Source organism: Microcoleus sp. N3A4, assembly GCF_036701805.1.
Lineage (GTDB): Bacteria > Cyanobacteriota > Cyanobacteriia > Cyanobacteriales > Microcoleaceae > Microcoleus.
Genome location: NZ_JAUBRJ010000015.1, coordinates 100926 through 127446 on the forward strand (window position 1 = coordinate 100926; position 26521 = coordinate 127446).

General features: G+C 46.7%; 19 protein-coding genes. 10 read left to right on the forward strand and 9 right to left on the reverse strand.

What is annotated here, in order from left to right; all coding sequences use genetic code 11:
- Positions 1 to 7 precede the first annotated feature (7 nt).
- The 5 genes from QUA56_RS11570 to psbD all read right to left on the reverse strand — a co-directional run bounded on the left by QUA56_RS11570 (position 8) and on the right by psbD (position 7333).
- Positions 8 to 169, reverse strand: a complete 162-nt coding sequence (locus tag QUA56_RS11570; RefSeq protein WP_333357351.1) for a hypothetical protein — start codon at positions 167 to 169, stop codon at positions 8 to 10.
- Entirely contained in the window at positions 166 to 3990 is a 3825-nt protein-coding gene (locus QUA56_RS11575) for a GAF domain-containing protein (protein ID WP_333357354.1), read from the reverse strand. The genes QUA56_RS11570 and QUA56_RS11575 overlap by 4 nt, the downstream gene beginning before the upstream one ends.
- A gap of 407 nt (positions 3991 to 4397) precedes the next feature.
- Positions 4398 to 4544, reverse strand: coding sequence for a hypothetical protein (locus QUA56_RS11580; protein WP_333357357.1), 147 nt, complete (start codon positions 4542 to 4544; stop codon positions 4398 to 4400).
- Between the two features lie 193 nt (positions 4545 to 4737).
- Entirely contained in the window at positions 4738 to 6117 is a 1380-nt protein-coding gene (gene psbC / locus QUA56_RS11585) for a photosystem II reaction center protein CP43 (protein WP_333357359.1), read from the reverse strand.
- Positions 6118 to 6274: 157 nt separating this feature from the next.
- Positions 6275 to 7333 carry a photosystem II D2 protein (photosystem q(a) protein) gene (psbD, locus tag QUA56_RS11590; RefSeq protein ID WP_333356497.1) on the reverse strand — a complete coding sequence of 353 codons (1059 nt, stop codon included), beginning with the start codon at positions 7331 to 7333 and terminating at the stop codon, positions 6275 to 6277.
- 201 nt (positions 7334 to 7534) lie between these two features.
- On the opposite strand from psbD, the gene QUA56_RS11595 reads away from it, so the two are divergent.
- From QUA56_RS11595 to QUA56_RS11625, 7 genes are all read left to right on the forward strand, one after another.
- Positions 7535 to 8101, forward strand: a complete 567-nt coding sequence (locus tag QUA56_RS11595; RefSeq protein ID WP_333357362.1) for a photosystem I assembly protein Ycf4 — start codon at positions 7535 to 7537, stop codon at positions 8099 to 8101.
- A gap of 310 nt (positions 8102 to 8411) precedes the next feature.
- A complete protein-coding gene (locus QUA56_RS11600; protein WP_445242897.1) occupies positions 8412 to 9197 on the forward strand; it encodes a peptidylprolyl isomerase in 786 nt (261 codons plus the stop codon).
- Between the two features lie 108 nt (positions 9198 to 9305).
- Entirely contained in the window at positions 9306 to 10607 is a 1302-nt protein-coding gene (locus QUA56_RS11605) for a beta-ketoacyl synthase N-terminal-like domain-containing protein (protein WP_333357365.1), read from the forward strand.
- Positions 10608 to 10945: 338 nt separating this feature from the next.
- On the forward strand, positions 10946 to 12040 hold the full coding sequence (locus QUA56_RS11610) for an ATP-binding protein (RefSeq protein ID WP_333357368.1): 1095 nt from the start codon (positions 10946 to 10948) through the stop codon (positions 12038 to 12040).
- A 574-nt stretch (positions 12041 to 12614) separates the two neighbouring features.
- The gene (gene mutL / locus QUA56_RS11615) at positions 12615 to 14492 is read left to right on the forward strand and encodes a DNA mismatch repair endonuclease MutL (RefSeq protein ID WP_333357371.1); all 1878 of its coding nucleotides are present in this window, start codon (positions 12615 to 12617) and stop codon (positions 14490 to 14492) included.
- Between the two features lie 586 nt (positions 14493 to 15078).
- Positions 15079 to 15903 carry a transglutaminase family protein gene (locus QUA56_RS11620; protein WP_333357373.1) on the forward strand — a complete coding sequence of 275 codons (825 nt, stop codon included), beginning with the start codon at positions 15079 to 15081 and terminating at the stop codon, positions 15901 to 15903.
- A 293-nt stretch (positions 15904 to 16196) separates the two neighbouring features.
- Positions 16197 to 16883 (forward strand): alpha/beta hydrolase, encoded by a 687-nt coding sequence (locus tag QUA56_RS11625; protein ID WP_333357375.1) that lies wholly within the window; start codon positions 16197 to 16199, stop codon positions 16881 to 16883.
- Between the two features lie 164 nt (positions 16884 to 17047).
- Here the strand turns inward: QUA56_RS11625 and QUA56_RS11630 are convergent, their stop codons facing one another.
- Positions 17048 to 17512 (reverse strand): SRPBCC family protein, encoded by a 465-nt coding sequence (locus tag QUA56_RS11630; protein WP_333357378.1) that lies wholly within the window; start codon positions 17510 to 17512, stop codon positions 17048 to 17050.
- 155 nt (positions 17513 to 17667) lie between these two features.
- Between QUA56_RS11630 and QUA56_RS11635 the strand changes: the two genes are divergently transcribed.
- The 3 genes from QUA56_RS11635 (at position 17668) to QUA56_RS11645 (ending at position 21748) form a co-directional block, all read left to right on the forward strand.
- Positions 17668 to 18885, forward strand: coding sequence for a transposase (locus tag QUA56_RS11635; RefSeq protein WP_333357381.1), 1218 nt, complete (start codon positions 17668 to 17670; stop codon positions 18883 to 18885).
- Positions 18886 to 18970: 85 nt separating this feature from the next.
- The gene (locus QUA56_RS11640) at positions 18971 to 20650 is read left to right on the forward strand and encodes a mechanosensitive ion channel (protein WP_333357384.1); all 1680 of its coding nucleotides are present in this window, start codon (positions 18971 to 18973) and stop codon (positions 20648 to 20650) included.
- A 315-nt stretch (positions 20651 to 20965) separates the two neighbouring features.
- Positions 20966 to 21748, forward strand: coding sequence for a Uma2 family endonuclease (locus QUA56_RS11645; protein ID WP_333357387.1), 783 nt, complete (start codon positions 20966 to 20968; stop codon positions 21746 to 21748).
- Between the two features lie 67 nt (positions 21749 to 21815).
- On the opposite strand, the gene QUA56_RS11650 is transcribed toward QUA56_RS11645, so the two are convergent.
- The 3 genes from QUA56_RS11650 to QUA56_RS11655 all read right to left on the reverse strand — a co-directional run bounded on the left by QUA56_RS11650 (position 21816) and on the right by QUA56_RS11655 (position 26301).
- Positions 21816 to 24401, reverse strand: a complete 2586-nt coding sequence (locus QUA56_RS11650; protein ID WP_333357390.1) for a polynucleotide kinase-phosphatase — start codon at positions 24399 to 24401, stop codon at positions 21816 to 21818.
- 343 nt (positions 24402 to 24744) lie between these two features.
- Positions 24745 to 24840: an AbrB/MazE/SpoVT family DNA-binding domain-containing protein gene (locus QUA56_RS36815; protein ID WP_445242898.1), complete on the reverse strand. Its 96-nt coding sequence runs from the start codon at positions 24838 to 24840 to the stop codon at positions 24745 to 24747.
- A 60-nt stretch (positions 24841 to 24900) separates the two neighbouring features.
- On the reverse strand, positions 24901 to 26301 hold the full coding sequence (locus QUA56_RS11655; protein WP_333357393.1) for a 3' terminal RNA ribose 2'-O-methyltransferase Hen1: 1401 nt from the start codon (positions 26299 to 26301) through the stop codon (positions 24901 to 24903).
- Between the last annotated feature and the right edge of the window lie 220 nt (positions 26302 to 26521).

A 26521-nucleotide genomic window follows, 5' to 3' on the forward strand; every position in this document is an offset into this window, starting at 1 on the left:
GCGTTGACTAGATATTGATATCAATTCCGGTTACACCGTCCGTGACTGTTGACTGTTGACTGATGATTGATGACTGTTGACTGTTGACTGATGACTGATGACTGATGACTGTTGACTGATGATTGATGACTGATGACTGATGACTGTTGACTGTTGACTGATGACTCATGACTGCTGTCGGAGCGGAATCTCGATCGCAAACTCAGTACCTTTCCCCAATTCCGAATTGCATTTGAAAACGCCGCCGTGTTTATCTACCACAATTTGGTAACTAATTGATAGTCCCAATCCAGTACCTTTTCCCACCGGCTTAGTCGTGAAAAAAGGGTCAAATATGCGTTGTCTCATCGATTCCGAAATTCCCGGGCCGGTGTCAGAAATCCGAATCACCGCGCTAGGAACATTGCCCTTAAGTTGACCGACAGCAGTAGAGATTTTAATTTGAGGAGTCACAGATTCGCGATCGAGCAACTTGTCCGATTCCAAAGCATCGATCGCATTCCCGATGACATTCATAAACACCTGATTTAACTGTCCGGCATAACACTCAACCATAGGCAAAGTGCCGTATTCTTTAACTACCACAATGTTTACACTATCCGCATTAGATTTCAGCCTGTGCTGTAAAATTAACAGCGTACTGTCAATGCCCTCGTGAATATCAACCGCCTTCATTTGACTTTCGTCAAGACGAGAGAAATTCCTCAAAGACAGAACTATTTGACGGATGCGATCGGCTCCCACCTTCATAGACCATAGCAATTTAGGCAAATCTTGTCGCAGGAACTCCAAGTCAATCTCTTCTGTCCATTTGTCAATTTCAGGACTAGAATCGGGATATTGCTGCTGATAAAGTTCCAGCAAACTCAGCAAGCTCTCAGCATATTCAGTAGCGTGATTTAGATTGCCGTAAATAAAATTAACTGGATTATTAATTTCGTGAGCAATGCCGGCCACCAGTTGCCCCAAACCCGACATTTTTTCAGTCTGAATCAATTGAGCTTGAGTTTGCTGCAAATCCTTTAAATTTTGAGCGATTTGTTCTGCTTGGCGTCTGGTTTGAGCCAGCAAATCGGCTTGTTGGATAGCTACGCCTAACTGATTGGCAATCTGAGCTAAAAACTTAACTTCTGAACTTTCCCAGCAGCGGGTTCCAGAATGTTGATATGCTGTCAGCAAGCCCCAAAGTTCTTGTCCTACAAAAATCGGCGCTATCGCATAAGCCTTCACCTGAAATTGCTCTAAAATACCGACAACAGACTCCGAGTGACAAGCTTGATATATATCATCAACTGCTAGAGTTTCATTATTGAGATATCTGCCGTCTCGGTTTTCCTGCAAATAAGTATCTTGCCCAACCGTATTTATACCTTCCCCTACCAATTTTATCCAGCCATCTTTCACAAACTCGGCAACATATTGCCCACCCCAATCAGGATTAAAGCGATAGACAGCAATTCTATCCACTTGGATAAACTGACAAACTTCTTGGGTTGCAGTCTTAAAAATCGCGTTGATATCGAGAGATTCTCGAATCTTGGCCACCACTTCAAACAGTATTCGCTGTTGCTCGGCGGTCCACTGCAGATCGATCGTTTGCTGCTGCGTTTGAGCGAGCAAATCTGCTTGTTCTAATGCTACGCTCAACTGAGATCCGACTTGCGTAGCAAACTGGATTTCCGAAGTGTTCCAATTGCGCGAACCGTCGCACTGGTGCACGCACAGCAAGCCCCAAAGTTCGCTGCCATTCATCAGTGGCATAATCACCTGAGCTCTAATTTGAAATTGAGCTAAAATAGCAGCGTAGCAGTCTGAGAGTCCCGCACTGTCGGTGTCTGCCAGCACTTTAATTTGTCCCTGACTGTATTTATTCGCATAGTTTTCGCCAAAACACCAATCGCGAATTTTCACATCCATTGCCGAACAAAAACCTGGCAAAACATCTTCAGTAATAAATTTGCCTTCATTAAAGTTTGAACCTGGATCGAAGCGATAAACCCCAACTCTGTCTGCATTTAAAATCCGCCGCAGTTCTGTAGTTGTCGTGCAAAAAATTGTATCTAAATCGAGAGATTGTCTAATTTTAGCAACTACCTCAAACAGTATCCGCTGCTGCTCGGCGGCCCGCTGCAAATCAACTGCTTGCTGTTTGGTTTGAGCGAGCAAGTCTGCTTGTTCTAGCGCGATGCTGAGCTGAGCTGAAATTTGGGTAGCAAACTTAATTTCGGAAGATTCCCAGTTGCGGGGAGCCGAACACTGGTGCACGCACAGCAACCCCCAAAGGTCGTTGTCTTTCATGACGGGTGCAACTAAAGTAGCTTTGACCTGAAATTGCTCCAATATTTTCCGAAAGCAATCTTGCAGTCCGGCCTCTCTAATGTCGGACATGGCGTGAACTCGCCCCTGAGAGTAGAGATTGGCGTACTTTTCTCCAAAACAGCGATCGTGCACTTTGACTGCCATTGCTGACATAAAATCTGGCAAAACATCTTCGGCAACAAATTCGCCGTCGTTAAATTTCGATGCAGGATCGAAGCGGTAAATCCCAACTCGATCTGCATTTAAAGCGCGCCGCACTTCCTGGGACATCGTGCTAAAAATCTTGTTCAATTCGAGGTATTTCCGCATTTTTGCTACCACTTCAAACAGCACTCGCTGCTGTTGCGTCAACTGCTGCAGTTGAGCCGTGCGCTCTTGAACTTTGTTTTCTAAATTAGCGTTAAGTGCGTCTATTTTTTGGTGGAGTTGGTAGTGGTTAATTGCATTAGCAAAGTGGCTCCCAAAAGTTTGTATTAATTCAATTTCTTCAGCCTTCCATTCGCGAATTTGGGCAGTTTTTGACTCTTTCCACGCTTCAAAAGATATCTGAGATTGGGCGAGCCGTCCGTCGCCATCAAACTTTCCGGCCCAGAGAGTTTCGGTGTCAAATTCTTCTCGAAAAATGCTCAAGTAACCGAATATTTGCTGGCGGCTTCTGAGCGGTACGATTAAAATGCTCCGAATTTTAGTCGATCGAAATGCAGGTTGCAGGCTTCTCAAACTGCTAATTTGGTACAAGTCGGGAATTGCCCAAACCTGTTGTTCGCCGGATTTAAAATATTCGTGCCAGACGCTGTATTGCTCTACCTGCGGGTATTTTGCCGAAATTTCCATCTTCGGCCCTGGGCCACAAGTGTAGACTTTGAGTTCCCGAGTGAAGTTATCCGAATAGGGCACTAAACTCGTAACCTTGCTGCTGTCGAAAATGCACAGCCTGCCGCCGACTGCGTGTAGTGCAGCTACAGATTCTGCCAAAGCTGTTTGCAGTTCAATCGCCGGCTGGGAGTGAAGGGCTGTGGCTACCCGGTTGACGGAAGTTTCCCGCTGAGCTTTCGCCTGGGATCGGGCGAGGAGGGTTGATTGGGCTATGGCGACGCCAAGCTGATCTGCCACCATCTGAACGCCTTGCAGTTCGTGTTCTTGCACGCTCCGGGACTCGGAGTGGTGAGATACCAACAACCCCCAGAATTCTTCGCCGTGAAAAATTGGTACTACCAAGGAAGCCTTGACGCCGAGTGCCGTCAAGTATTCAGCGTGGCAGGGGTCGATCGCCCGAAAGCGCACTTCGTCGGGCAGCAGTTGGCCCGAAACCGCATCGCGGCGGGGACTTTGCCCTAGCAGCCCGGAATCTATATCGACGATCGATCGCACCTGTACTTGCGCGAACAGTTCCCGGGCTTGAGGGGGAATATCGTCTGCTGGAAAATGCAGTCCCAATAGGGATGGCAAGCGGTTGCCGTTAATTGATTCGGCAATCACTTCACCGCTGCCGTCGCTATGAAACTTGTAGATTTTTACTCTGTCTGTTCCCAAGAACGATTGAACTTCCGCTGCTGTTGCGCTCAGAATTTCTGGCAGTTCTAGAGAGCGGCGAATGCGGTTTGCGATGCGATCGAGCAAATTTTCTCGATCGTACCTCACCTTGACATTTTGGATTTTTAATGAGTCCATTATTGATCTTTTGGTTTCCCAGCAATAACAGTAAGCGGCTGAAAAGTTTTGTGCGTGTTACAAAATTCGGCAAGCACAGCTATTTAATAAAATATGAATATCCTGATGGCGATCGTCGATTAGTTTTGCACCGCTAGCGAGCTGCCTTCAAACTGCAACTTAACCATTGCAACTTTTAATTATGTGGGATTAAAACTTTTGTCCTTTAAATATAAACTTTGTAGCGCCTGCCTTGCAAGCTCTTTACCCGAACTGATTAAAATTGTCAAGTTTCAAGACTTGCAGATTTATTCACCGCCACCGATGAATGTCGCGCCGAAATATCTCATGCAAATCCGGCTTAAATACCCCCTCGATCTGGCTTGTCTGCGGAAGCGGACGAAAGTTTGTGCAGTTTAACCTCGAATTCAAACGATCGGCGCTTCGCCACATTTGAGTTTGAGGTTAAAAGGTTTCAACCGCCGAATCATAAAAGGGGTAGCTTTCCCCGGATTTGGTATCAGTCCTGGAGGCAAAAACTCTCTCAGAAAGCAGCTTACTGAAAGAAACAGCATTGAATTCAAAAGGTTGACTCAGAAACCAAACCTGGTTTCTGCGTCTAGAATTGTATCTGCTGTTAGCCCGCGAGCGAGAAAGGTCGATCGACAATCCGCAGCTTTTTCTAGATATTCGATCGAAAAAAAGCTCCTGCCGTTAAGCAAGAGCTTTTTTCGATTAGACAATCAAATCAGGAATAAATTCGATCGATTAGTCTAAGGTAGGCATAGAAAGTACCGCTTCATTTTCGCGATCGATACCCTTCTCAAAGCCAGCGACAGCCGCGCGAGCGCGACCCGCGTGCCACAAGTGGCCGACCAAGAAGAAGAATCCCATCACAAAGTGGAAACAAGACAACCAAGAACGCGGAGACACGAAGTTAAACGAGTTAACTTCAGTCGCCACACCGCCCACAGAGTTCAAAGAACCCAAAGGAGCGTGAGTCATGTACTCAGCCGCGCGGCGAGCTTGCCAAGGCTGAATGTCATTCTTGATTTTGTTCAAGTCCAAACCGTTAGTACCGCGCAAGGGTTCCAACCAAGGGCCTTGGAAATCCCAGAAACGCATCGTTTCACCGCCGAAAATGATTTCGCCAGTAGGAGAGCGCATCAGGTATTTACCCAGACCTGTGGGGCCTTGTGCAGAACCGACGTTAGCACCCAAGCGTTGGTCGCGGATCAGGAAGGTCAAAGCTTGCGCTTGAGAAGCTTCCGGGCCCGTCGGGCCGTAGAATTCGCTAGGGTAAGCGGTGTTGTTAAACCAGACAAAGCAGCAAGCGATGAATCCCATCAGGGACAAAGCGCCCAAGCTGTAAGACAGGTAAGCTTCGCCAGACCAGATTAAGGCGCGGCGAGCCCAGCCGAAAGGCTTGGTCAAGATGTGCCAAACACCGCCAGCGATACAAATCAGGCCCAGCCAGATGTGACCGCCGATGATGTCTTCCATGTTGTTCACGCTGACTATCCAGCCTTCGCCACCAAAAGGAGAGCGAGTCAAGTAGCCAAAGATCACAGCCGGGTTGAGAGTGGGGTTGGTGATGATACGCACGTCGCCGCCGCCCGGAGCCCAAGTGTCATAGACACCGCCGAAGAACATGGCCTTAGCCACCAGCAGCAAGCAACCGCCACCCAATAAAATCAGGTGATAGCCGATGATATTGGTCATCTGGTTCTTGTCTTTCCAGTCGTAGCCGAAGAATGAAGAATATTCTTCGAGAACTTCCGGGCCGCGAACGGCGTGATAAATGCCGCCCAAACCGAGAACAGCAGATGAAATCAAGTGAAGAACGCCGACTACGAAGAACGGGAAGATATCCGTGACTTCACCGCCGGGGCCGACGCCCCAACCCAAAGTAGCGATGTGGGGCATCAAGATTAAGCCCTGTTCGTACATGGGCTTTTCTGGGATAAAGTGAGCGACTTCAAATAAAGTCATTGCACCGGCCCAGAACACGATCAAACCGGCGTGAGCGACGTGGGCGCCGAGCAGTTTGCCGGAAAGATTGATCAAACGAGCGTTGCCAGACCACCAAGCGAACCCGGAGGATTCTTGGTCGCGACCGCTTGCGTAAGAATTAGAGAGCGTTACCACGCGGTAGAACCTCCAACGATTTTAGATTTTGGATTTTGGGTTTTTTTGTTCCCCAGTAGGGCACGGGAGTACCGCGCCTGCGCCGGGGAATAGGGATTTGGATTTCAATTTCAATTAAAAAAAATTAAATTAATCTGAAATCCAAATCCTGATTTTTTTAAAGTGCGTTACCGCGAGGCAGAACTTCTTCAGGGAAGATGAAGTTTTCGTGGGGTTGGTCGGTAGGAGCCATCCAAGCACGAATGCCTTCGTTAAGCAGAATGTTCTTAGTGTAGAACGTTTCAAACTCAGGATCTTCAGCAGCGCGCAATTCTTGGGATACGAAATCATAAGCGCGCAGGTTTAAGGCTAAACCGACGATGCCAATGGAGCTCATCCACAAGCCTGTGACGGGCACGAACAGCATGAAGAAGTGCAACCAGCGCTTGTTGGAGAAGGCAATTCCGAAGATTTGCGACCAAAAACGGTTGGCTGTGACCATACTGTAGGTTTCTTCTGACTGAGTTGGGTTGAAGGCGCGGAAGGTGTTAGCACCGTCGCCGTCTTCAAACAAGGTGTTTTCTACGGTTGCACCGTGGATGGCGCACAGCAGCGCGCCGCCCAAGATGCCTGCAACGCCCATCATGTGGAAGGGGTTGAGCGTCCAGTTGTGGAAGCCTTGCAGGAATAGCAGGAAGCGGAAAATTGCTGCGACGCCGAAACTGGGGGCGAAGAACCAGCCTGATTGACCCAAGGGGTAAAGCAGGAATACCGAAACAAACACGGCTATCGGGCCTGTGAATGCTAGGGCGTTGTAGGGGCGGATGCCTACCAAACGGGAGATTTCGATCTGACGCAGGCAGAAGCCTATAAGTGCGAAAGCGCCGTGGAGGGCGACAAATGTCCACAGGCCGCCGAGTTGGAACCAGCGGGTGAAGTCCCACTGTGCTTCGGGGCCCCACAGGAACAGCAGGGAGTGTCCGAGGCTGTTGGCTGGGGTGGAGACTGCTACGGTGAGGAAGTTGGCTCCTTCGAGGTAGGAGCTTGCCAAACCGTGGGTGTACCAGGAGGTGACGAAGGTGGTGCCTGTTAACCAGCCACCGATGGCTAGGTAGGCGCAGGGGAATAGCAGGATGCCAGACCAGCCTACGAAGACGAAGCGATCGCGTTTGAGCCAGTCGTCGAGGACATCAAAGATGCCTCTTTCGTTCTGGGCGCGTCCGACTGCGATTGTCATTGGGGTAAAATCCTTTTGCTTGTTAAAAGACCAAGGTTTCTAATTAAGTTAACATAACTATATATTAGAAGTTCAGAATTTTTCAACATAATTAGCAGGAATTGATACAGAATGCGGATCTGTCTGTCGCGATCGCGTTAGCGAAGCGTGACTGAGGTGGGCTAATTGAATTAAGATTTGGCTTTAAGGCTGTTTAATTTTATGACTGCAAAAACAACGACCTCGATCGATCCTGTCCTGCGCTATCCGGTTGTGGGTTCCCGCCGCTTCAGCAATTACTGGTGGGGGACGATTGTCACCATTGGAGGGACTGGTTTCCTGCTGTCGGGTCTTTCCAGCTACTTGCACGTTAACCTGCTGCCTTTTGCTGACCCGACTCATCTCATTTTCATCCCCCAAGGCATCGCGATGGGTTTCTACGGTGTCTGCGGCGTGCTGTTGGCGCTTTACCTGTGGCTGACTGTTCTCTGGGATGTCGGCGGCGGTTACAACGAGTTCGATCGAAAAACTGGTAACATTCGGATTTTTCGCTGGGGATTTCCCGGCAAAAACCGCAAATTTGATTTTACTTGCAAGACATCGGACGTGCAATCTGTGCGGGTGGACATTAAAGAAGGTCTCAGTCCCCGCCGCAGTATTTATCTGAAGCTCAAAGACCGCCGTCAGTTTTCCCTGACTAGAGTCGGACAGCCGATTGCTTTGTCGGAAGTGGAAAATCAAGCGGCCGAATTGGCTCGATTTTTGCAAGTTCCCCTAGAAGGACTTTAGAGATTTTCGATTTTCGATTTTCGATTGGTAATGTCTCGTAGGGTGCGCCGGGCCGCGCACCTTACCTACCTGGTAAGTGAAAAAGATCGATCTGCGAGTAAGCCCGTTACCAATTTTTGAATCTATCAATTAACAATACTTCGGATAGTTTTTGATTGCCAACCGTAGAATAAGGGTTTCAAGGCGATCAGGCAAGTTCGCTATCCAAGGAAAATCGCGGGTTTCAGACGCTCGATCTAAAAACAGTTCGGACTATTGAATTAAAATCTTTAGTTGCAAAGTCCGTAATTGACTCAAAGTGAAAATACAAATGCAAATGCAAATCAAAATTCAGCGGTGGTTGTTCTCACTTTTAATAATTGGTGCGTTGTTTGTTGGGGGATGCGGTAGTTCCCCGGCTACGAACTCGACTCCGACACCGAATCAGCCGTCGGGTGAAAATATTTCTTTGTCTCCGTCTCCGTCTCCTGCTGCTGTGGCGGCGAGTTCGCAATTCAGCAATTTGCCACGCTTGGAAGGAAAAGCAACGGTGGTGATGACGGTTAAAGGTGCTCCAATTACGATCGAACTCGACGGCACAAATGCGCCAATTACTGCGGGCAATTTTGTCGATTTGGTTCAGAAAGGTGTCTACGACGGATTGGTTTTTCACCGAGTCGTCCGGGAACCTCAGCCTTTTGTAGTTCAGGGCGGCGACCCCCAGGGTAAAGACCCTAAATTCCCTACGGCGCGGCTGGGAACTGGCGGTTTTATTGACCCGAAAACTTCTACCGAACGCAGGATTCCTCTGGAAATTAAAGCTAAAGGTGCTGCAAATCCGACTTACAGCAAAACGCTAGAAGAAGCTGGGGTTAAGGAGAAACCCGTGTTGATGCACAGTCGCGGGGCTGTGGCTATGGCTCGATCGCAGAGTCCTGATTCGGCTTCTTCTCAGTTTTACTTTACTTTGACCGATGTGCCGTTTTTGGACGGCAGCTATGCGGTTTTTGGCTACGTGAAGCAAGGGATGGATGTTGTTGATAAGATTGAAGCGGGCGATCGCATTGATAAGGCTACGGTTACTCAGGGTTTGGAAAATTTTAAGGCTGTTCAGTAGTCAGTAGTCAGTAGTCAGTAGTCATTAGTCATTAGTCATTAGTCATTAGTGATTAGTGATTAGTGATTAGTGATTAGTCATTAGTCATCAGTTATTAGTCATTAGTGAATGGATGTTGTGGTTACGGGAATTGGTCTGGTTTCGAGTTTAGGCACTCTGGAAACTAGCTGGAAAAGACTGCTGTCTGGAGAGTCGGGAATTCGGGAACATCAACCTTTTCTGAAAATTGAACCGCGACCTTTGGCTTTAATTGGCACAAAACCTGCGGATTTAATAACTTTAATTCGGCAGGTTTTGGCAGATGCTTTGCAAGATGCTAATTTGACTTTGCCTTTGCCCGATTGCGGGATTGCGATCGGTTCTAGCCGAGGTTTCCAGGCAAATTTGGAACTTTTGGCAAGAGAAGGAAGTTCGGCAACGAACACTGTACAGGATGTAACGGATGTAACGCCGGGAAGGAAGACCGAAGTTGGAAGAAGGAAGACCGAAGTTGGAAGAGGGGAGAAGGAAGAGGAAAGAGAATTGTCAATTACCGATTCCCAATTCCCAATTCCCAATTACCGATTCCCAATTCCCAATTCCCAATTCCCAATTCCCGATGACCGATTCGTGAATTTTTTGCCTCACATGGGGGCGATCGCGGCGGCGAGGGCAATTGGCTCGACGGGGCCGGTGCTGGCGCCGATGGCTGCTTGCGCGACGGGTATTTGGTCGATCGCCCGCGCTGTTGATTTAATCCGCACTGGTGAGTGTCAGCGGGCGATCGCAGGTGCTGTGGAAGCGCCAATTACACCGCTGACTGTGGCTGGATTTAACCGGATGGGTGCTTTGGCAAACGCTGGGTGCTATCCGTTTGACGAAAGTCGGGAAGGCTTTGTACTCGGTGAAGGCGGGGCTTTATTTGTATTAGAATCGGCCCAGTTGGCAAGGCGTCGCGGCGCTAAAATCTACGGTCGAGTTTCCGGTTTTGGCTTGACAAATGATGCTTTTCATGCTCATGCGCCAGAGTTGGGGGGTAAAAGTGCGATCGCGGCGGTAAATCAATGTTTGAAACACAGTAATTTAGCAGCGGTTGATATAGATTTTATTCACGCTCACGGTACTGCAACTGAGTTAAATGACCGACACGAAGCACTGTTAATTGAGAAGTTATTTCACCGAGGAGTTGCTGTTAGTTCGACTAAGGGGGCTACGGGTCATACTTTGGGAGCTTCGGGAGCTTTGGGCGCGGCTTTTTGTTTGATGAGTATTAAAGATCGGATGTTGCCGCCTTGCGTTGGAATCAAAAAACCGGGGTTTGAATTAGATTTTGTTCGCTGTGCGCGATCGGCTATTGTGAGAAATGCAGTTTGTTTAAGTTTTGGCTTTGGCGGGCAGAATGCTGCGATCGTTTTATCTGGTGAGTGTTAATTTTTGCAAACTCGGTCGATCGGCATTTAAATTACACCATCTCTCTACAGTTAAAATCTTCTGAGGCTGCCCGGAGAACCCGCCCGCACATCCAATTTTAATCTGAATAATTGTACAACATTTATGTATTTTAGTCAATAAACTGAGAATTTTGGTGAGATTGCTGGTGCTGCTATGCTAGTCTGGCTCTGCATCCCCACCCAGATCCTTGCGTCCAAGCCTGGGATGTCAGAAAATAGAGGCAGATTAAAGCAGCATTGTATCTTATTAACGCATCGATCCCGATCGGCGAAAATAGAAGAAAGAAACTGTTTAAATTAAGTCTCAGGTATTTTAACATGGATCTGGCATCTCATCGATTTATGTCTTATTTTGAACCAGAGCAAGCTGCTCACCTTTGCCAAATAGCTGTAGTAGAGAGTTTTGCTGAGGAAACGCTGGTTTTTGAAGAAGGAGAAACAGCGGATTTTTTATATCTAGTTTTAGAAGGTGAAGTCGAGTTTAGCAAGCGGATTGAAAACAATAAATATCAAACTGTTGCTATCGCTAAGCCCGACGATTATTTTGGCGAACTCGGAGTTTTAGACGGAGAGCCTCGCAGTGCTAGAGCTGTGGCAGTTAGCGGCTCGACTTTGGCAAAAATAGGTCGGGAAGAACTGATAGCAACTCTCCAGTTTGCTAAAGGCAGTGCGGTACTGCAAATGTTTAGTTTCATTACAAAAAATTTGCGTGATACCACGGATCAATATGTTAGCCAGTTCGTACACAGACAAAAAATGGTATTGGTAGGAGAAATGGTGAGTACAATTATTCACGATTTCAAAAATCCTTTTACGGGAATTAAACTCTCCAGCGAAATGCTCAAAGAAATGCACCCGGATGAGGAAACTCAGGAGTGGTGCGAACTTATTCAATTGCAGGTTCAGCGAATGTTGGGGATGGCTGAAGAAGTATTAGAATTTTCGCGCGGCAATTCTGTATTACATAAAAAACCAGTTAATCTAATCCAGACGTTGCAGCAGTTTGAAAGGTTGAACAGAGTTTATTTTGAGGCGGCAAAAGTAGATTTGGTGTTACGGGTGACAGAAGTGATAGTGGAAGCAGACGAAAATAAAATTTTGCGTGTTTTGCAAAATTTAGTTGGGAATGCTGCTGAAGCTTTTGGGGGGCGCGGGGGGCGAGTAGAGATTATTGTGACACAAAGTGAGGAGTGGGCAGAAATTAGCATTTACGATAACGGCCCGGGCATTCCAGAGGCAATTAAGGAAAACTTATTTGAACCTTTTGTGACTTATGGCAAGCGGACGGGTACTGGGTTGGGAACGGCGATTGTTAAGTCAATCGTTGATGCTCACAAAGGGGAAATTACTTATGAGTCGGGGGATGAAAAAGGAACAACTTTTTACATCCGCTTGCCGAAAAGCATGGCTTGAGCCGATGAGTTTAAGTAGGTAGGAAGATATGTACTTAGGACTTTCTCGCTCAGCCTCAGAGACTTGGTTGATGAGTAGATATAGCGGTTCTCAGAAAGATTCGCGGACGTTGTTGGGCTTCAGCCCTCTTAGTTTGGGTGGTTATGTAAGCTGTCAGTCATACCTCATCTTTTTGAGAAAGGCTATATCTTGCGATCGAACAATACTTTTCAGTCCTGGACGCAACTGTCATATATAGTAAGGTGCGTCATTCGATTTTAGATTTTAGATTTTAGATTTTGGATTGACCCCACGGATCGAGTCGGGGGCTTGAGGATTTGAGATTTTAGATTTTGGATTGATTCCACGGATAAATCGCGTGGCGGGTACCACCTTTGAAATTCTCGGTCAGCTCTCGAAATCCTCGATAATCATTTGAGAACTTTGCCTGACATACCCTACGAGTCCATTGGATTGTGACAGTTGCGTCCAGGACTGTTTTTCTAAGAAACTAGCTTTGAGAGCGTAAGTCCTAATACTGTGTAGCGATTTGCAGAATCAAGTAGAATTGAATTAACGAAATGCTAAAAATCTGATGTCAGTTACTATTCAAACCTTACCCACAGAAGTTATCAATTTAATTGCCGCAGGCGAAGTGATTGACTCGATCGCCGCAGCGGTACGAGAATTAGTTGAAAATTCTCTGGATGCAGGCGCAACTCGCATCGTTGTTTCTGTCTGGCCGGAACAGTGGCGGGTGCAAGTTGCAGATAATGGTACGGGAATGGATTTGGAAAATTTGCAGCAGGCAGCTTCGCCCCACAGTACCAGCAAAATTACCACTGAAGCAGACCTTTACAAAATTGCTACTTTGGGATTTCGCGGGGAAGCTTTGCACAGTTTAGCTCAGTTGGGCTGTTTGGAGGTTTTGAGCCGATCGAATGATTTGGGATTGGGTGATTTTTGGGAAAATCGAGAGTCTGCGGAAACCCCCCCCAGCTCATCGTTTAACAAGGGGGGAGTTGAAAATGCTCGATCGGGCTGGCGGGTGGTTTACAATAACGCGGGCGTTGCTGTGGAGGTGGAAACAGCGGCGATCGCTCCGGGTACGGTGGTGACTGTTGATAATTTGTTTGGGAATTGGCCTGTGCGCCGCAGTTTTTTGTCGCCTACACAGCAAATGCGATCGATCCAATCAATCATTCAGCAAATTGCTATTTGTCACCCGCACGTTAATTGGCAGTTGCGTCAAGGAAACACGCCTTGTTTGCACGTAACTCCTGGTAGCACAGCGGAACAACTTTTACCTCAATTTGTGCGCGGTGTGCGATCGAGCGATTTGCAGTATTTAAAGTTAGATTTGCCTGCGAGTCCTGAAAATAATCAAGCAGCAACTTTATTGATAGAAACTCAACTTGTTGGAGCTACAATCAAGCCCAATTACCAATTACCAGTTGCCAGTTCCCAATTCCAAATGCCCAATTCCCAGTGTTTGGAGTTAGTAATTGGTTTGCCCGATCGCTGTCACCGCAGGCGGCCGGATTGGGTGAAAGTTGGGGTGAACCGGCGAGTTGTGCGATCGCCCGAATTAGAGCAAACTATTCTCAGCGCCTTTGCCCGCACTTGTCCGCGCGATCGCTATCCAGTCTGTTTTGTTCACCTGCAAATCTCCCCCTCGGAAATTGATTGGAACCGCCACCCGGCTAAAGTGGAAATTTATCTCCACGATCCGGCTTTTTGGCAAGCACAAGTTAGCGCGGCAATTGCTCGGGCTTTGCACCTGAATGATGAGGTTTTGCTGGCTGCCCCAATTCCCGATCGAGTCGGACTATTGCTGAAGGCATCGGAACAAAAAAGTGCTTACAGTGTCGGGATTTCTGGTCGCCAGAATGATGGCGGCGGGGAACAGGAAAAAGCTCATAAAGTAGGATTGATGGAATTGAGGGCGATCGCTCAAATTCACAATACTTACATTGTTGCGGAACATTCCAGTGGAATGTGGTTGATAGAACAGCACATCGCTCACGAGCGCGTTTTGTACGAGCAATTGTGCGCGGCTTGGCAGCTAAAATGTCTAGAAAAACCAGTAATTCTCAGTCAATTATCGGCGCTGCAAATTGAGAATTTATCCCGCTTGGGTTTGAAAGTAGAAACTTTTGGCGAACAGCTATGGGCTGCCCGCGAAGTTCCTGAATTGTTAGCCGATCGAGATGACTGTGCGGATGCGCTTTTTGAACTCAGTAAAGTCGCAGATTTGCAAGCGGCTCAAGTTGCTACGGCTTGCCGCAGTGCTATGAAAAACGGTACTCCTTTGAGTCTTTTGCAAATGCAAAGTTTGTTGGATGAATGGCAGCAAACTCGCAATCCGCGCACTTGTCCTCACGGCCGCCCTATCTATTTTGCTTTGGAAGAATCGACTTTGGCTCGGATTTTTCGCCGCAGTTGGGTGATTGGTAAAAGTCACGGGATTTGAAAGTTCATTTGACATCGGATGGCGTTCACGTCAAGCTGGCTCGATAGAAAAAAATTCGTGAAGCTTTATTAAAAATAGTGGCTGATTTAGATGAAAAAAATTATAGTATACTATAATTTAAATGATGCACTGTTTTTAATATTTATTAGGCAACAGGCTTTCTGGCCTGTTCCACAAGAAAAAATGCCTTTATTAGCAGAAAAAAATTAATTATACTACCAAAAGCTGCAACAGGCTTTCTGGCCTGTTCCACAAGAAAAAATGCCTGTATTACCAGAAAAAAGGTTAATTATACTACAAAAATCTGCAACAGGCTTTCTGGCCTGTTCCACAAGAAAAAATGCCTGTATTACCAGAAAAAAGGTTAATTATACTACAAAAATCTGCAACAGGCTTTCTGGCCTGTTCCACAAAAAAAAATGCCTGTGTTACGATAAAAAAAAGTTAATTATACTGCAAAAAATGCCTGTTTTAACCGAATAATATGTGTTGTGGAACAGGCCAGAAAGCCTGTTCGTGGAACAGGCCAGAAAGCCTGTTCATGATTTGGTACAGAATGTAAATTAAAAATTAATCAATCATAAATATGGATTTTCCGATCGCCCGACAACTCTTTTATCAAGAAATAAATCAGCCGGATGGCTCGATCGACCTGGCGAAAGCTGCCCTTTACATTGCTTTGGAAGAATACCCAAATTTCGACCCAGACGAGTATCTAAATGCTCTCGACACGATCGCAGATGAAGTGCGCGATCGGCTGCCGGCACAGAATTATCCGCTGCGGATCATTCAAACTATTAATCGCTATTTATACGAAGATTTGCAGTTTACGGGCAATGATGCTGATTATTACGACCCCCGCAATAGCTTTTTGAATCAAGTGATCGATCGGCGTACTGGCATTCCGATCTCTTTATCTTTGGTTTATTTGGAGGTTGCTAAGCGCATTGATTTTCCGATGGTGGGAATTGGGATGCCGGGACATTTTTTAATTAGACCGGATTTTGAAGATGCTGGTATTTTTGTTGATGCGTTTAACGGCGGCGAGATATTATTTTATGAAGACTGTCAAGCCAGACTTTCTCAAATTTACGGTCAACCGATGGAATTGCAGTCGGCTTTTCTCGCCCCGGTAACTCGCCGACATTTGTTGGGGCGAATGCTGGGAAATCTGAAGGCAATTTACTTGCAACAGCGAGATGCTTTGAGGGTACTTTTGGCGATCGAACGGATTTTGCTGCTGTTTCCTGATGCGCTGGGGGAACGGCGCGATCGCGGAATTCTCTACTATCAAGTTGGCCGCTTGACCGAGGCGCGCCACGATTTGGAACTATACCTGAAAAATGCTCCGAATGCTGAGGATGCTGCTATAATTCGCCAATTGCTCGATCGGCTCGATCGGGATATGTGAACTTAAGTTTAGTATCGATCGCACACTACAAGACATGAAAGCGACACTCAATAAACTGCTGCCCGACGGCAAAATGTCGCTTTTATAAGTTTTGCAAAGCTATATAAAATTATTGCCCGTATTGTTATAACATATAAGCGCTCGATTGACACATATCTTTTGATAGGTTAAATTTGCTTGACATGACTGTAAAATCATAGGTCATTTACGGAACTCCCAAGTCCACTTTCCCGACTGATACCCGCACAGACGATCGATCGAAAAAGTATTTTGACGTAAAGAGGCACAAACTCATGAACTTTCAGTTTCAACAAGGTTATCTCAATAGAATGCAACCGCTGTCAGCCCATTTAACCAAAAGAATGTCAAAGTCTTTATCATTAGGTTTGGCGCTTTTGCTGGGAACAAGTGCAGTATTCCTCAGCAGCGGCAAAGCCTTTGCATTAGATAATGTTACCGTAAAATACGGTGCTGTTGACGTAACATTACCGATGAGCGACTTGCAAAGCTTTGTACAAACTGGCAAAGCTTCATCTCAACTGCAAAGCGTTCTGAATCTTGCGAAACAAACTCCCGAGTCGGTGCGCGAAATATTGACGCGAGAAGTGCCTTTAGATTCCCAATTAGTAGCGCGGCTGGCAACTACTTATTTTGGGGAAATTGTTTTCAAACAATTGGGCGAGGTTGCTTATGCGCCGACTGCTAGGCTGCAAAGCGTTCCCGCACTGCGCGATGCTTTAGTCGCAGCTTCCCAAGATGGCAAAATATCGCTGATTGAAGTGATGCAAAATTACAGCCCTGCGGCCTTAGAAGTTGACGGCAATCAAGCGATGGTTATCTACGAACGAGTGATTAAAGATGTGCAAGATGTGCAAGCTTTGTATCAGAATTCCCCGGCTTTGCAAAATACGGCAAACCAAGCCGTGAATTCGGCGAGACAAATGATTTGTCAGCCCAATTCATCGGGAAGTGCGAAGTAAATAACTGAAGTTGCAGGGAATTGGGAATTGGGAATTGGGAATTGGGAATTGGGAATTGGGAATTGGGAATTGGGAATTGGGAATTGGGAATTGGTGCTTTTTTTCCTATTAGCTCTTAGTTTTCAGGTATTACCAATTACTCATTACCAATTACCCATTATCCCTTACCCATTACTCATTTTTTGAGATAATTGCTCGGCTACCCGTTTGAGCCGGCGGAGTTGGTCTTTCATATCTTTCTGCGTCCAAGGGGCTGCAAAGCGATTGAAACCAAATCTAATTAAAGGATTGGGAATTTGAAATTCAAAGCGGTTAATCAAGAGAGTTCCTTGGATTTGGGGCTGGCATTCCCAGCGATCGCATCCTTTGAAAAATCCGTCAAACCCCCACACAATTAAACCGGGTTGTCGCTCCAACACCACACTCTCTAAAGTGGGTTGCAAAACGGGAATTTTTATGATAAATAAGCTGCGACTTCCTACAGCCGTATCCCATTCGCCATCGGGATCGCAGCGCAGCAGGGGATTGAGCCACTTGTGCATCAAAGTGCGATCGACTATACAGCGCTCCACCAAGGTAGCAGCAGCGCGAATTTCAATGGATTGCTCGAAAACTTGACGAATTGACATGGAAACCTGCAACAACGAGGGTATTACAAAACTTTGCTTACTTTATAGTCCTTTATTTACTTGTAACGTCAATTTTTCCAGAAATTAAAAGATTGACACGCTCCGAAATACAGTGTATCATCTTGAAATAAAGAAATAAAGTATATATACCGATTATGCAGTTAGTCGAAAGGCACGTCCTTAAACCAAACCATAGGTTTTATCGAGAAGCCGATCGACTGTCTTGGCTGTGCAAAAATCTTTACAACAGCGCTAACTACATCTACCGTCAAAACTTTTTCGCCAGCCAACAAACAAACGCTCTGGCTGTCGATCGCGAGCTAAAAACAAGTCCTGATTACAAAGCACTGCCGGCAAAGGTAGCACAAAGCACGATCGGCTTAGTCCTCAAAGCATGGACTAGCTACGATATGGCGCACAGAAACTATCGGGAAGACCCAACTAAATTTAAAGCCACACCGAAAATCCCTTATTATAAAGGTTCAAGAAAGCGAAAAAGAGAAGACGGGCGCTATGTAGTTGTATTTAATTGTCAAGCTGTCAGCAAAAGAGCCTTAAAAAAAGGATATGCTCGCCCCTCTGGGACTAATATTTGGTTGCCCTCAAAAGTCACCTCGATTCTGGAAATTCGGATTGTTCCCAAAGTAGGTTGTTATGTTGTCGAGGTGGTATATGAAAAGTTAGAACAGCCTTTACAAGTTAATCAGAGAGTAGCTGCCATAGATTTAGGATTAAACAATCTGGCAACATTAACTTACAATGTTCTTGGGTTAGTACCCACAATCTTCGACGGACGAGCTGTTAAGTCAACAAACCAATACTGCAATCAGGTTTCCGAAGCATTAAAATCATTGCTACCCGCAGGGCAAAAAACCAGTAAAAAACTTGCCAAATTGTGGCACAAGCGTAACTGTAAAGTGGATTACTACCTCCACACGGCGAGTTCCGCAATTATTAAAGAACTCGTCAATCATCAAATTGGCTTGCTGGTTATAGGCTGGAACCAGGATTTTAAAGATGGGATTAATACTGGTAAGATTAGAAATCAAAATTTGGCCTGCATTCCCCATCGCCGGTTGCTGCAAATGTTGCAGTACAAAGGAAAACTTGCGGGAATTCAAGTTGTGTTAGTAGAGGAGAATTACACATCCAAATGTTCAGCTTGGGATTTGGAACCAATTCAACAACATTCCGACTACATTGGCAGTAGGGTAAAAAGAGGATTGTTCAGAACCCAAACTGGACGATTCATAAATGCCGATGTCAACGGTTCTTTGAATATTGGCCCAAAAGCAGTCGGAGATGGGTCGATCCCAAATTCGATAGAGGGTTTTGTAGTTAACCCAGTACGATTAAAAGCGTACAAACATTAAATTTAGGCGATGTCTAGATTTTTTGGTAACTATTATTAAAGTTTCGTCTTTTCCATGTCAAATCTGACGTTAACCTGAGAAAAAAATGAATGAAACTTGGCAAGAAATAACTCAACCGATATCGGGCCCAATAGCGGCTTTGTCCGATCGCATTTTGGCCCAGGCCCCGCCCCCCCCGAATCCGCTGACAGATGCCGAACGCGGAATTAACAATTTCATTCAGGGCTCAAACATTGAAAATCTGATCTGGGCCGTCGGTATCCTGCTAGTTGGCTTGATAGTATCAGCCCTCGTCTCATCTGTAGTCGGAGGATTGCTCAAGAAGACTACGATCGACAACCGACTGGCTGCTTGGATTACCGGCCGCCCGGAAGGAGCAGGATCTCCGCAAGTGGAAAAATGGATTTCCACAGCGGTGTTCTGGATCATTTTTGTCTTTTTCCTAATTGCCTTTTTCAACCGCCTGAATCTAACGGCTGTCTCGCAACCCCTCAATACTTTTCTGAATCAAATTACCGGTTTCTTGCCGAAGTTAGCCGGCGCGCTAATTTGGTTGGGGATTGCTTGGGTGTTGGCGACAGTCGCCAAATTGGCCGTATCGCGGGCGATGCGGACTTTTAGCGTGGACGAGCGCTTGAATCAGGAGGTGGGTACTGCGCCCAGCGAGCGCCCTTTGCTGCTGAGCGATACTGTGGCGAATGCGCTGTACTGGTTCATTTTTCTGCTGTTTTTGCCGCTGATTCTCGACTCGCTGCAATTGCAGCAGGCTCTGCTGCCGGTTAATAATTTGCTCAACCAAATTCTGGCGGCAATTCCGAAAATTCTGGAAGCTGTGCTGATTGGGTTTGTGGGCTGGCTGCTGGCTATGGTGGTGCGGCGGATTGTCACGAATCTGCTGGCTGCTGCTGGGGCGGACAGTTTGGGCGCTCGGTTTGGAATTTCGCGGACTTCGGGCGGACAATCGCTGTCGTGGATTGTCGGGACGATCGTCTATGTTTTGATTTTGATTCCAACGGCGATCGCAGCTCTCAACGCTTTGGACATTCAGGCGATTTCGCAGCCTGCAGTCGCGATGCTCAACGACATTTTGGGCGCGGTTCCTAAAATCTTTACGGCAGCCGTGATTCTGGCAGTTGCTTACATTTTGGGGCGCTGGGCAGGCGATTTGGTTACTAATATCCTGACCGGAATTGGCTTCAACAATGTCTTTTCTTGGTTGGGGGTGCAGCCGCCGAAACAGCCGCTGAGGCTACCGCCAAGTTCGATCGATCCGGAGGCAACGATTCTTCAGGAACCGGAACTTCCGGCCCGCACGCCTTCGGAATTTGTCGGCATTGTGGTGCAGGTGGGCATCATCCTGTTTGCTGTGGTGGCTGCTACCGACGTGCTGCAGATTCCAGCGCTGACGGCGATTGTTAGCGGTATTGTGCTGGTTGCAGGTCGGGTGCTGGCCGGTTTGGTGGTATTTGCGATCGGCTTGTATTTGGCGAATCTGGCGTTTAGTTTGATTGCTAGTTCTGGAACTCGTCAAGCGCGGCTTTTGGGCCAAACGGCTCGGATCGCGATTATTGCTTTTGTTGCTGCCTTGGCGCTGCAACAGATGGGCATTGGCAGCGATATTGTGAATTTGGCTTTCGGGCTGCTGCTCGGGGCGATCGCAGTTGGGATTGCTCTAGCTTTTGGTTTGGGCGGGCGCGAGATTGCGGCCGACCAAATTCGCGAATGGTTAGCGTCGTTTAAACAAGATAAAACGCCGCGTTTGTAACTCTAAAAAAGGCGTTTGTCAAGTGCAAACGCCTTTTTTAGTCATTAGTCATTAGTCATTAGTTATTTGCTCGCAATATCCAATATTTGATATCGTTTCCGCGCTTCATCGGAATCATAATTTTTCGAGTTGCAGTGCGAGCGTCCCGCTCGCTATAAGTAGCGCTCGCGAGCGGGACGCTCGCACTGTATCATTCCGATGTAACCGGATTTGATATGATATAGCAACCCCAAACACTGTTAGGACGTTCTCAATCATCGTTTTTTTAGATCGCCTGCTAAAATAGAATTAGCGAGAAATGAGGAGGCTTAAACTGTGACAGTTTTAACTTCTATCGAACAAGAAGAAATCGAATATCCCAGCAGCGACGGAGAACCGATGGCGGAAAGCGACATCACGCGCGATTACATGACTTACGGCGTGGAAGCTCTGAAGCTGCACTTTCAAGGGCGATCGGATGTCTACGTGTCAGCAAATTCTTTCGTCTATTACGAAGAAGGCAATAAAGCAGCAGTAGTTGCTCCCGATATTTATGTAGTATTCGGAGTCCGAAAACGCCAAAGAGATAACTACAAAATCTGGAAAGAAGCAGGGATAGCACCGCAGTTTGTCTTAGAAATAACCTCTGAAACAACTCAAGATGTAGACCAAGAAACCAAACCAGAAATCTATGAAAGTTTGGGAGTAAGGGAATACTTTCAGTACGATCCGTCTGGGGATTATCTGAATCCGATACTGCAAGGAGTGCGTTTAGTCAACAACCAGTACGAGCCGATTCCTGTCAATAATATCGCCTTCGATACGCTGTGGCTGTACAGCGAAGTATTGGGACTGGAATTGCACTTAGTCTCTGGAGAATTGAGGTTTAGAAATCCTCAAACAGGAGAGTTTCTGAAGACTTACCAGCAATCTGAACAAGAGCGCCTGGCCGAACAACAAGGACGGCTGGCGGCGGAACAAGCACAAATGGCTGCAGAATCAGCCTTGCGATCGCTCATTTCTCACCTGTTAAATTCGGGAATGAATTTAGAACAAGTTGCACAAATGATGAATTTATCGACATTGGAAGTGCAGCGATTAGTAGGAGGAAATGAATGAGATCCCCGTAGGGACACGGCATTGCCGTGTCCCTACAAGGGCTAACTAAATCCGCCCCTACAAGGACTTACAGCCTCGGATCGACAGGTTCGCTCTCCATCGCTAAAACTCCAAAAACGCACTCGTGAACTTGTCTCAAAGGAGCGCCCGCCACAAATCTTTCCAATGCTTCTACACCGAGAGCAAACTCTCGCAACGCCAAAGAACGCTTGCCGGAAAGTCCGCGCGATCGCAATTTTTCTAAATGTTCCGGCAACGAATATTCCAAACCGTAAATAATCCGCAAATACTCTTTCCCGCGACATTTTACAGCAGGCTGTACGAGTCCTTTGCTATTTTTTACAGTAAATTCCATCGGTTTGACAACCATGCCTTCGCCTCCCGAATCAGTCATTTTTTCCCACCATTGAATCCCCGCCAACTGGCTGTCAAAATCTGCTATTTCAACTACTTTGTATTCAGTAGCTAACAGCAATTCAAAGTCATATTGACAAAATTGTGAAATCTGTTCCATGTGCCAGCAGTGATTTTTGTCGGTGTGAACTGTTCCCTCAGTTGCCAAGATGTGGAAAGGTGCTAATTTGAGGTCGGAGATGGATTTAACAGCCCAGCAATAGCGCTGGTAGGCTTTAACGTATTGATGCGCTAGTTGCGATCGCTCTTGGTAGCGATTTAGCAAAGAACTAACTTCAACTCCCCGCTGGCTTGCCTGTTCTAAATTTTTAATCGCATCCGCAAACGCACTATTAGAAGCTGTTCCCACTGGCGCATACTGTTGCTGCAATAATTCTTGAGCTTTAGCAGACCAAGGCATCAATTCGCAGTCCAAACAAACCCAGTCAGTTTGAAATTTATCCCAAAAATTGCTGGCAGTTAAAGCAGTATTTATTCTGACCAAAAACTCGGTTTCTAAAGTATAATTATTGAAGAAATGCCGTCCCGTGCGGGTGTAGCAAATGCCAATGCTGCTGTTGAGAATTCCGAATCGCAGTTTAGCAGCAGATTCATCGCGGCAAACAATGACAACTGCGCGGGAACCCATGTGCTTTTCTTCGCAGACAACTGTCGGTATGCCCTGCTGTTGGTAGTAGCTAAATGCTTCGGCTGGATGTTCTAAAAGTCCCGGTTCTTTTGAAGTAGCAACGGGAGACATTGTGGGCGGCAAATAAATCAGCCATTTGGGATTTGCTGCAAACCGACTCATTACTTCTAGGGCGGCGATCGCATTTTCTGCTTTAATCGTAATGTTGCTTTGCAGGCGAGTGGAAATGATGCGTTTTCCCAATACGTCGGCAATGTCTAATACGTCGTCAAACTGCTGTTGAGCTGTCAGGGGAGTTGCGAGAGAAGTAAGTGCGATCGGCTTCACAGGTTCGCAGTAAACTCTAGCAGCCGCAACACTGACAAATTCTCTTTCGGGATAGCGCAAAGCTGTTAGTTTGCCGCCGAAAACGCAGCCAGTGTCAATATCAACAGTATTGTTCAACCATTCTGTTTCCGGGACTGGTGTGTGTCCGTAAACAACTGCTGCTGTGCCGCGATATTCGGCGGCCCAATTGTATCTGACTGGTAAGCCAAATTCATCGATTTCACCGGTTGTTTCTCCGTACAGTGCAAAATCTCGAACGCGGCCCGATGCGCGTCCCTGCAATTCTGCTTTCATCCCCGCATGAGCAACAACTAATTTGCCGTCGTCTAGGACGTAATGGCCGATTAAACTGTCTATAAATTGGCGGATTTCTGCTGAAGCAGATTCGCGGAATTCGTCGGGCAAAGCTGCTATTTCTGCTAAGGTTTGTTCGAGTCCGTGGTTTATTTTGACATTTTTGCCGTTGAGTTTTTTCAGTAATTTAATATCGTGATTTCCCGGCACGCACAATGCTGTTTCTGCAACTACCATGTTGCGCGCGAGTTTTAGGGTGTCGAGAATGCGCGGGCCCCGATCGACCAAATCTCCCAAAAACACGGCTTTACGCCCTTCCGGGTGCGCGTAGGTGGGAAAATTCCAAAAAGCAGACTCGCTGGTTTTTTCCACAATTTGATAGCCCAACTGTTGCAGCAATTGTTCTAATTCGCCGCAGCAGCCGTGAATATCGCCGATGATATCAAAAGGGCCGCGATCGTGTTTGCGGTTGTTCCACAGCGGTTGTCTTGCGACTTCCACGGCCTCGATTTCCTCTGGGGAACGGAGGACGTAAACGTAGCGAAATCCTTCGCGATCGAGAGATTTGAGCGATCGCTTTAAATTCTGAACGTGGCGGCGAACTACGTGACTGCCAAAGTTGCGGTTTGGACGTTGTTGGTTGCGATCGGCACACAATTTTTCTGGCAAATCTAGCACAATTGCGGCCGAAATGCAATGATATTTTCGGGCTAATTCTAACAAAGGTTTGCGGCTTTCCGGCTGAACATTTGTCGCGTCGATAACAGTTAATCGACCTGCAGCAAGGCGTTTAGCAACGATAAAGTGCAGTAATTCAAAAGCATCTGCGGTTGCCGCTTGATTGTTTTCGTCGTCGGAAACCAGGCCGCGGCAGTAATCCGAGGAAATGATTTCTGTAGGTAGGAAATGCTGCCGCGCAAAGGTGGATTTGCCGGAACCGGATGCACCGATGAGAACGACTAGGGATAGTTCTGGAAGCGTAATTTTCATTGTTTATTAATTATGATTTATATCGTTTTCGGTTGCATCGGAATGATTTAACCGCAGAGATCGCAGAGAACACAGAGAGAGACAAGAGAGATAAATAATTCCAATGCTAGCGGAATTGATATTATTCGTTGCTAGGCTCGTCAAGGTTAACTAAAAAAACATCAAAACGTTTGATTACCATTGCCAATCAAGCTCCTCCCACTCCGTAGCGGTGACATCATCAAGAAGGACATCATCATGTTGCTCTGCCATTTTTGCGAACGCTTCCTCCCAGCCGAGACGCGGTTTTAGGGCTGCACGAATGACGATCCGATCGCCCTGAACTTCGATTTCTACTGCTCCGCTAATACCAATTTGCTCTAACTAACAAAGATTTGGGAATGCGAATGCCCTGAGAATTGTCAATTTCAACGATCTGGGTTTGAATAGATTTACTCATAGCGGAAGCCTGCATTTTTCCAAGTTTAACTATATTGTAAGCACAAACAGACTGTGGGTATTATTTGCACTGGGCGAATATTGCCATTTGCGTAGGCGAACCTACTTCTAAATCTTCGGTTCCCACACAGCGAAACTCTACCTCAAAGCCAAACCGTTCGGCAACCTTATTCGCCCAAGTCTGAAACTGAGTTCTCGTCCACTCAAAGCGGTGATCCCGGTGGCGAAATTTGCCCGCCGGCAAGTTTGCAAACCGCACGTTATATTCAATATTTGGAGTTGTGACGATCGCACTTTTGGGCCGGATAAACTCAAACAAAACCCGCTCGAAAGCCGCCAACCGGTCTAAATCCAGATGTTCGATTACTTCAATTACCGCCGCCGCGTCAAAATCAGTCAAGCGGCTGTCCCGATAAATCAGCGAACTTTGAATTAGTTGAATGCGAGATTGCTGTGCGGGAGACAATCGAGCGATTTGCAAACGTTCCCTGGCAATTTCCAAAGCCCGAAAGGACACATCGACGCCTGTAATTTGTTCGATCGCCTTTTCTTTCAAAAGCAATTGCAGCAGTTTTCCCTCACCGCAGCCCAAATCTACCACTCGCTTAGCACCGCTTGCTTTTAAAGCGTCCATCACACATTCTAAACGCTGTTGGTTCAGACTAATTCGCTGTTCTAAAACTTCCTCTTCTTGCTGGTGAGAAACTTCGACAGAATCGGGGTCAATATTATCTGCTTCTGCTAACTGTGCCACAGCAATTCGCGTCAGACGGCGCTGGCGTTTCAGATAGCGATCGGCAATTTGTTCGCGCGCGGGATGCGCGTTCAACCAACCTTCACCGTGACGGAATAACTTCTCGATTTCATCATCCCCAACCCAGTAATGTTTGTCGTCATCCAACACGGGAATTAGCACGTAAAGATGGCTTAACAAATCCGCCAACCGAATTGTATTTTGCAGTTCCACAGAAAAGTAAGGACTCGCGCCCCACTCTGGAAATTGCTCGTCAAGAATCAGCGGTTTTGCTGCGACTTGATAGCCAAGCGGCTCAAACATTTCCCGCAGAAACTTTTCGCCTCCGCGACAGGGCAAAACCGACAGATTAACTGTCAGAGGAATAGCTGTTTCTGCGAGTTCTGGGCGGTCTTTGCAGCGACCGGATAGAGCTGTACTGAAGACCTTGGCAAGGGCGACAGACAGAAACGAAGAGGCAACGTAGGGGCGATCGTTCACGTATTGTTCGAGAGCGCGATCGCCCGATTTCGACTTGCCCCGCACCAAACCAACCGGATCGACATCTAACAGTAAAGCGGCGGTACACCTTTCTGCATTTGCCTCTGGATAAAACACGCTGGCAGACCCGAAAGTCATCGGAAAAGATTGATGGCGATCGGGATGTTTATGGAGCAAATAACCTAAATCTGTAGCAGGGACGCGAGTTGTAGAGATGGTTAATAACATAATATTAGGAATTGGGCATCGGGCATCGGGCATCGGGCATCGGCTATTGGCAATTTGTAATTCCTCCTAATGACTAATGACTAATGACTAATGACTAATGACTAATGACTAATGACTAATGACTAATGACTAATGACTAATGACTACTAAGATTTCTGTTTTTCCACACTTCCCAAATCCAACTTAGCCCGCAACTCCTCCTTAATCCGATTTAAAATAG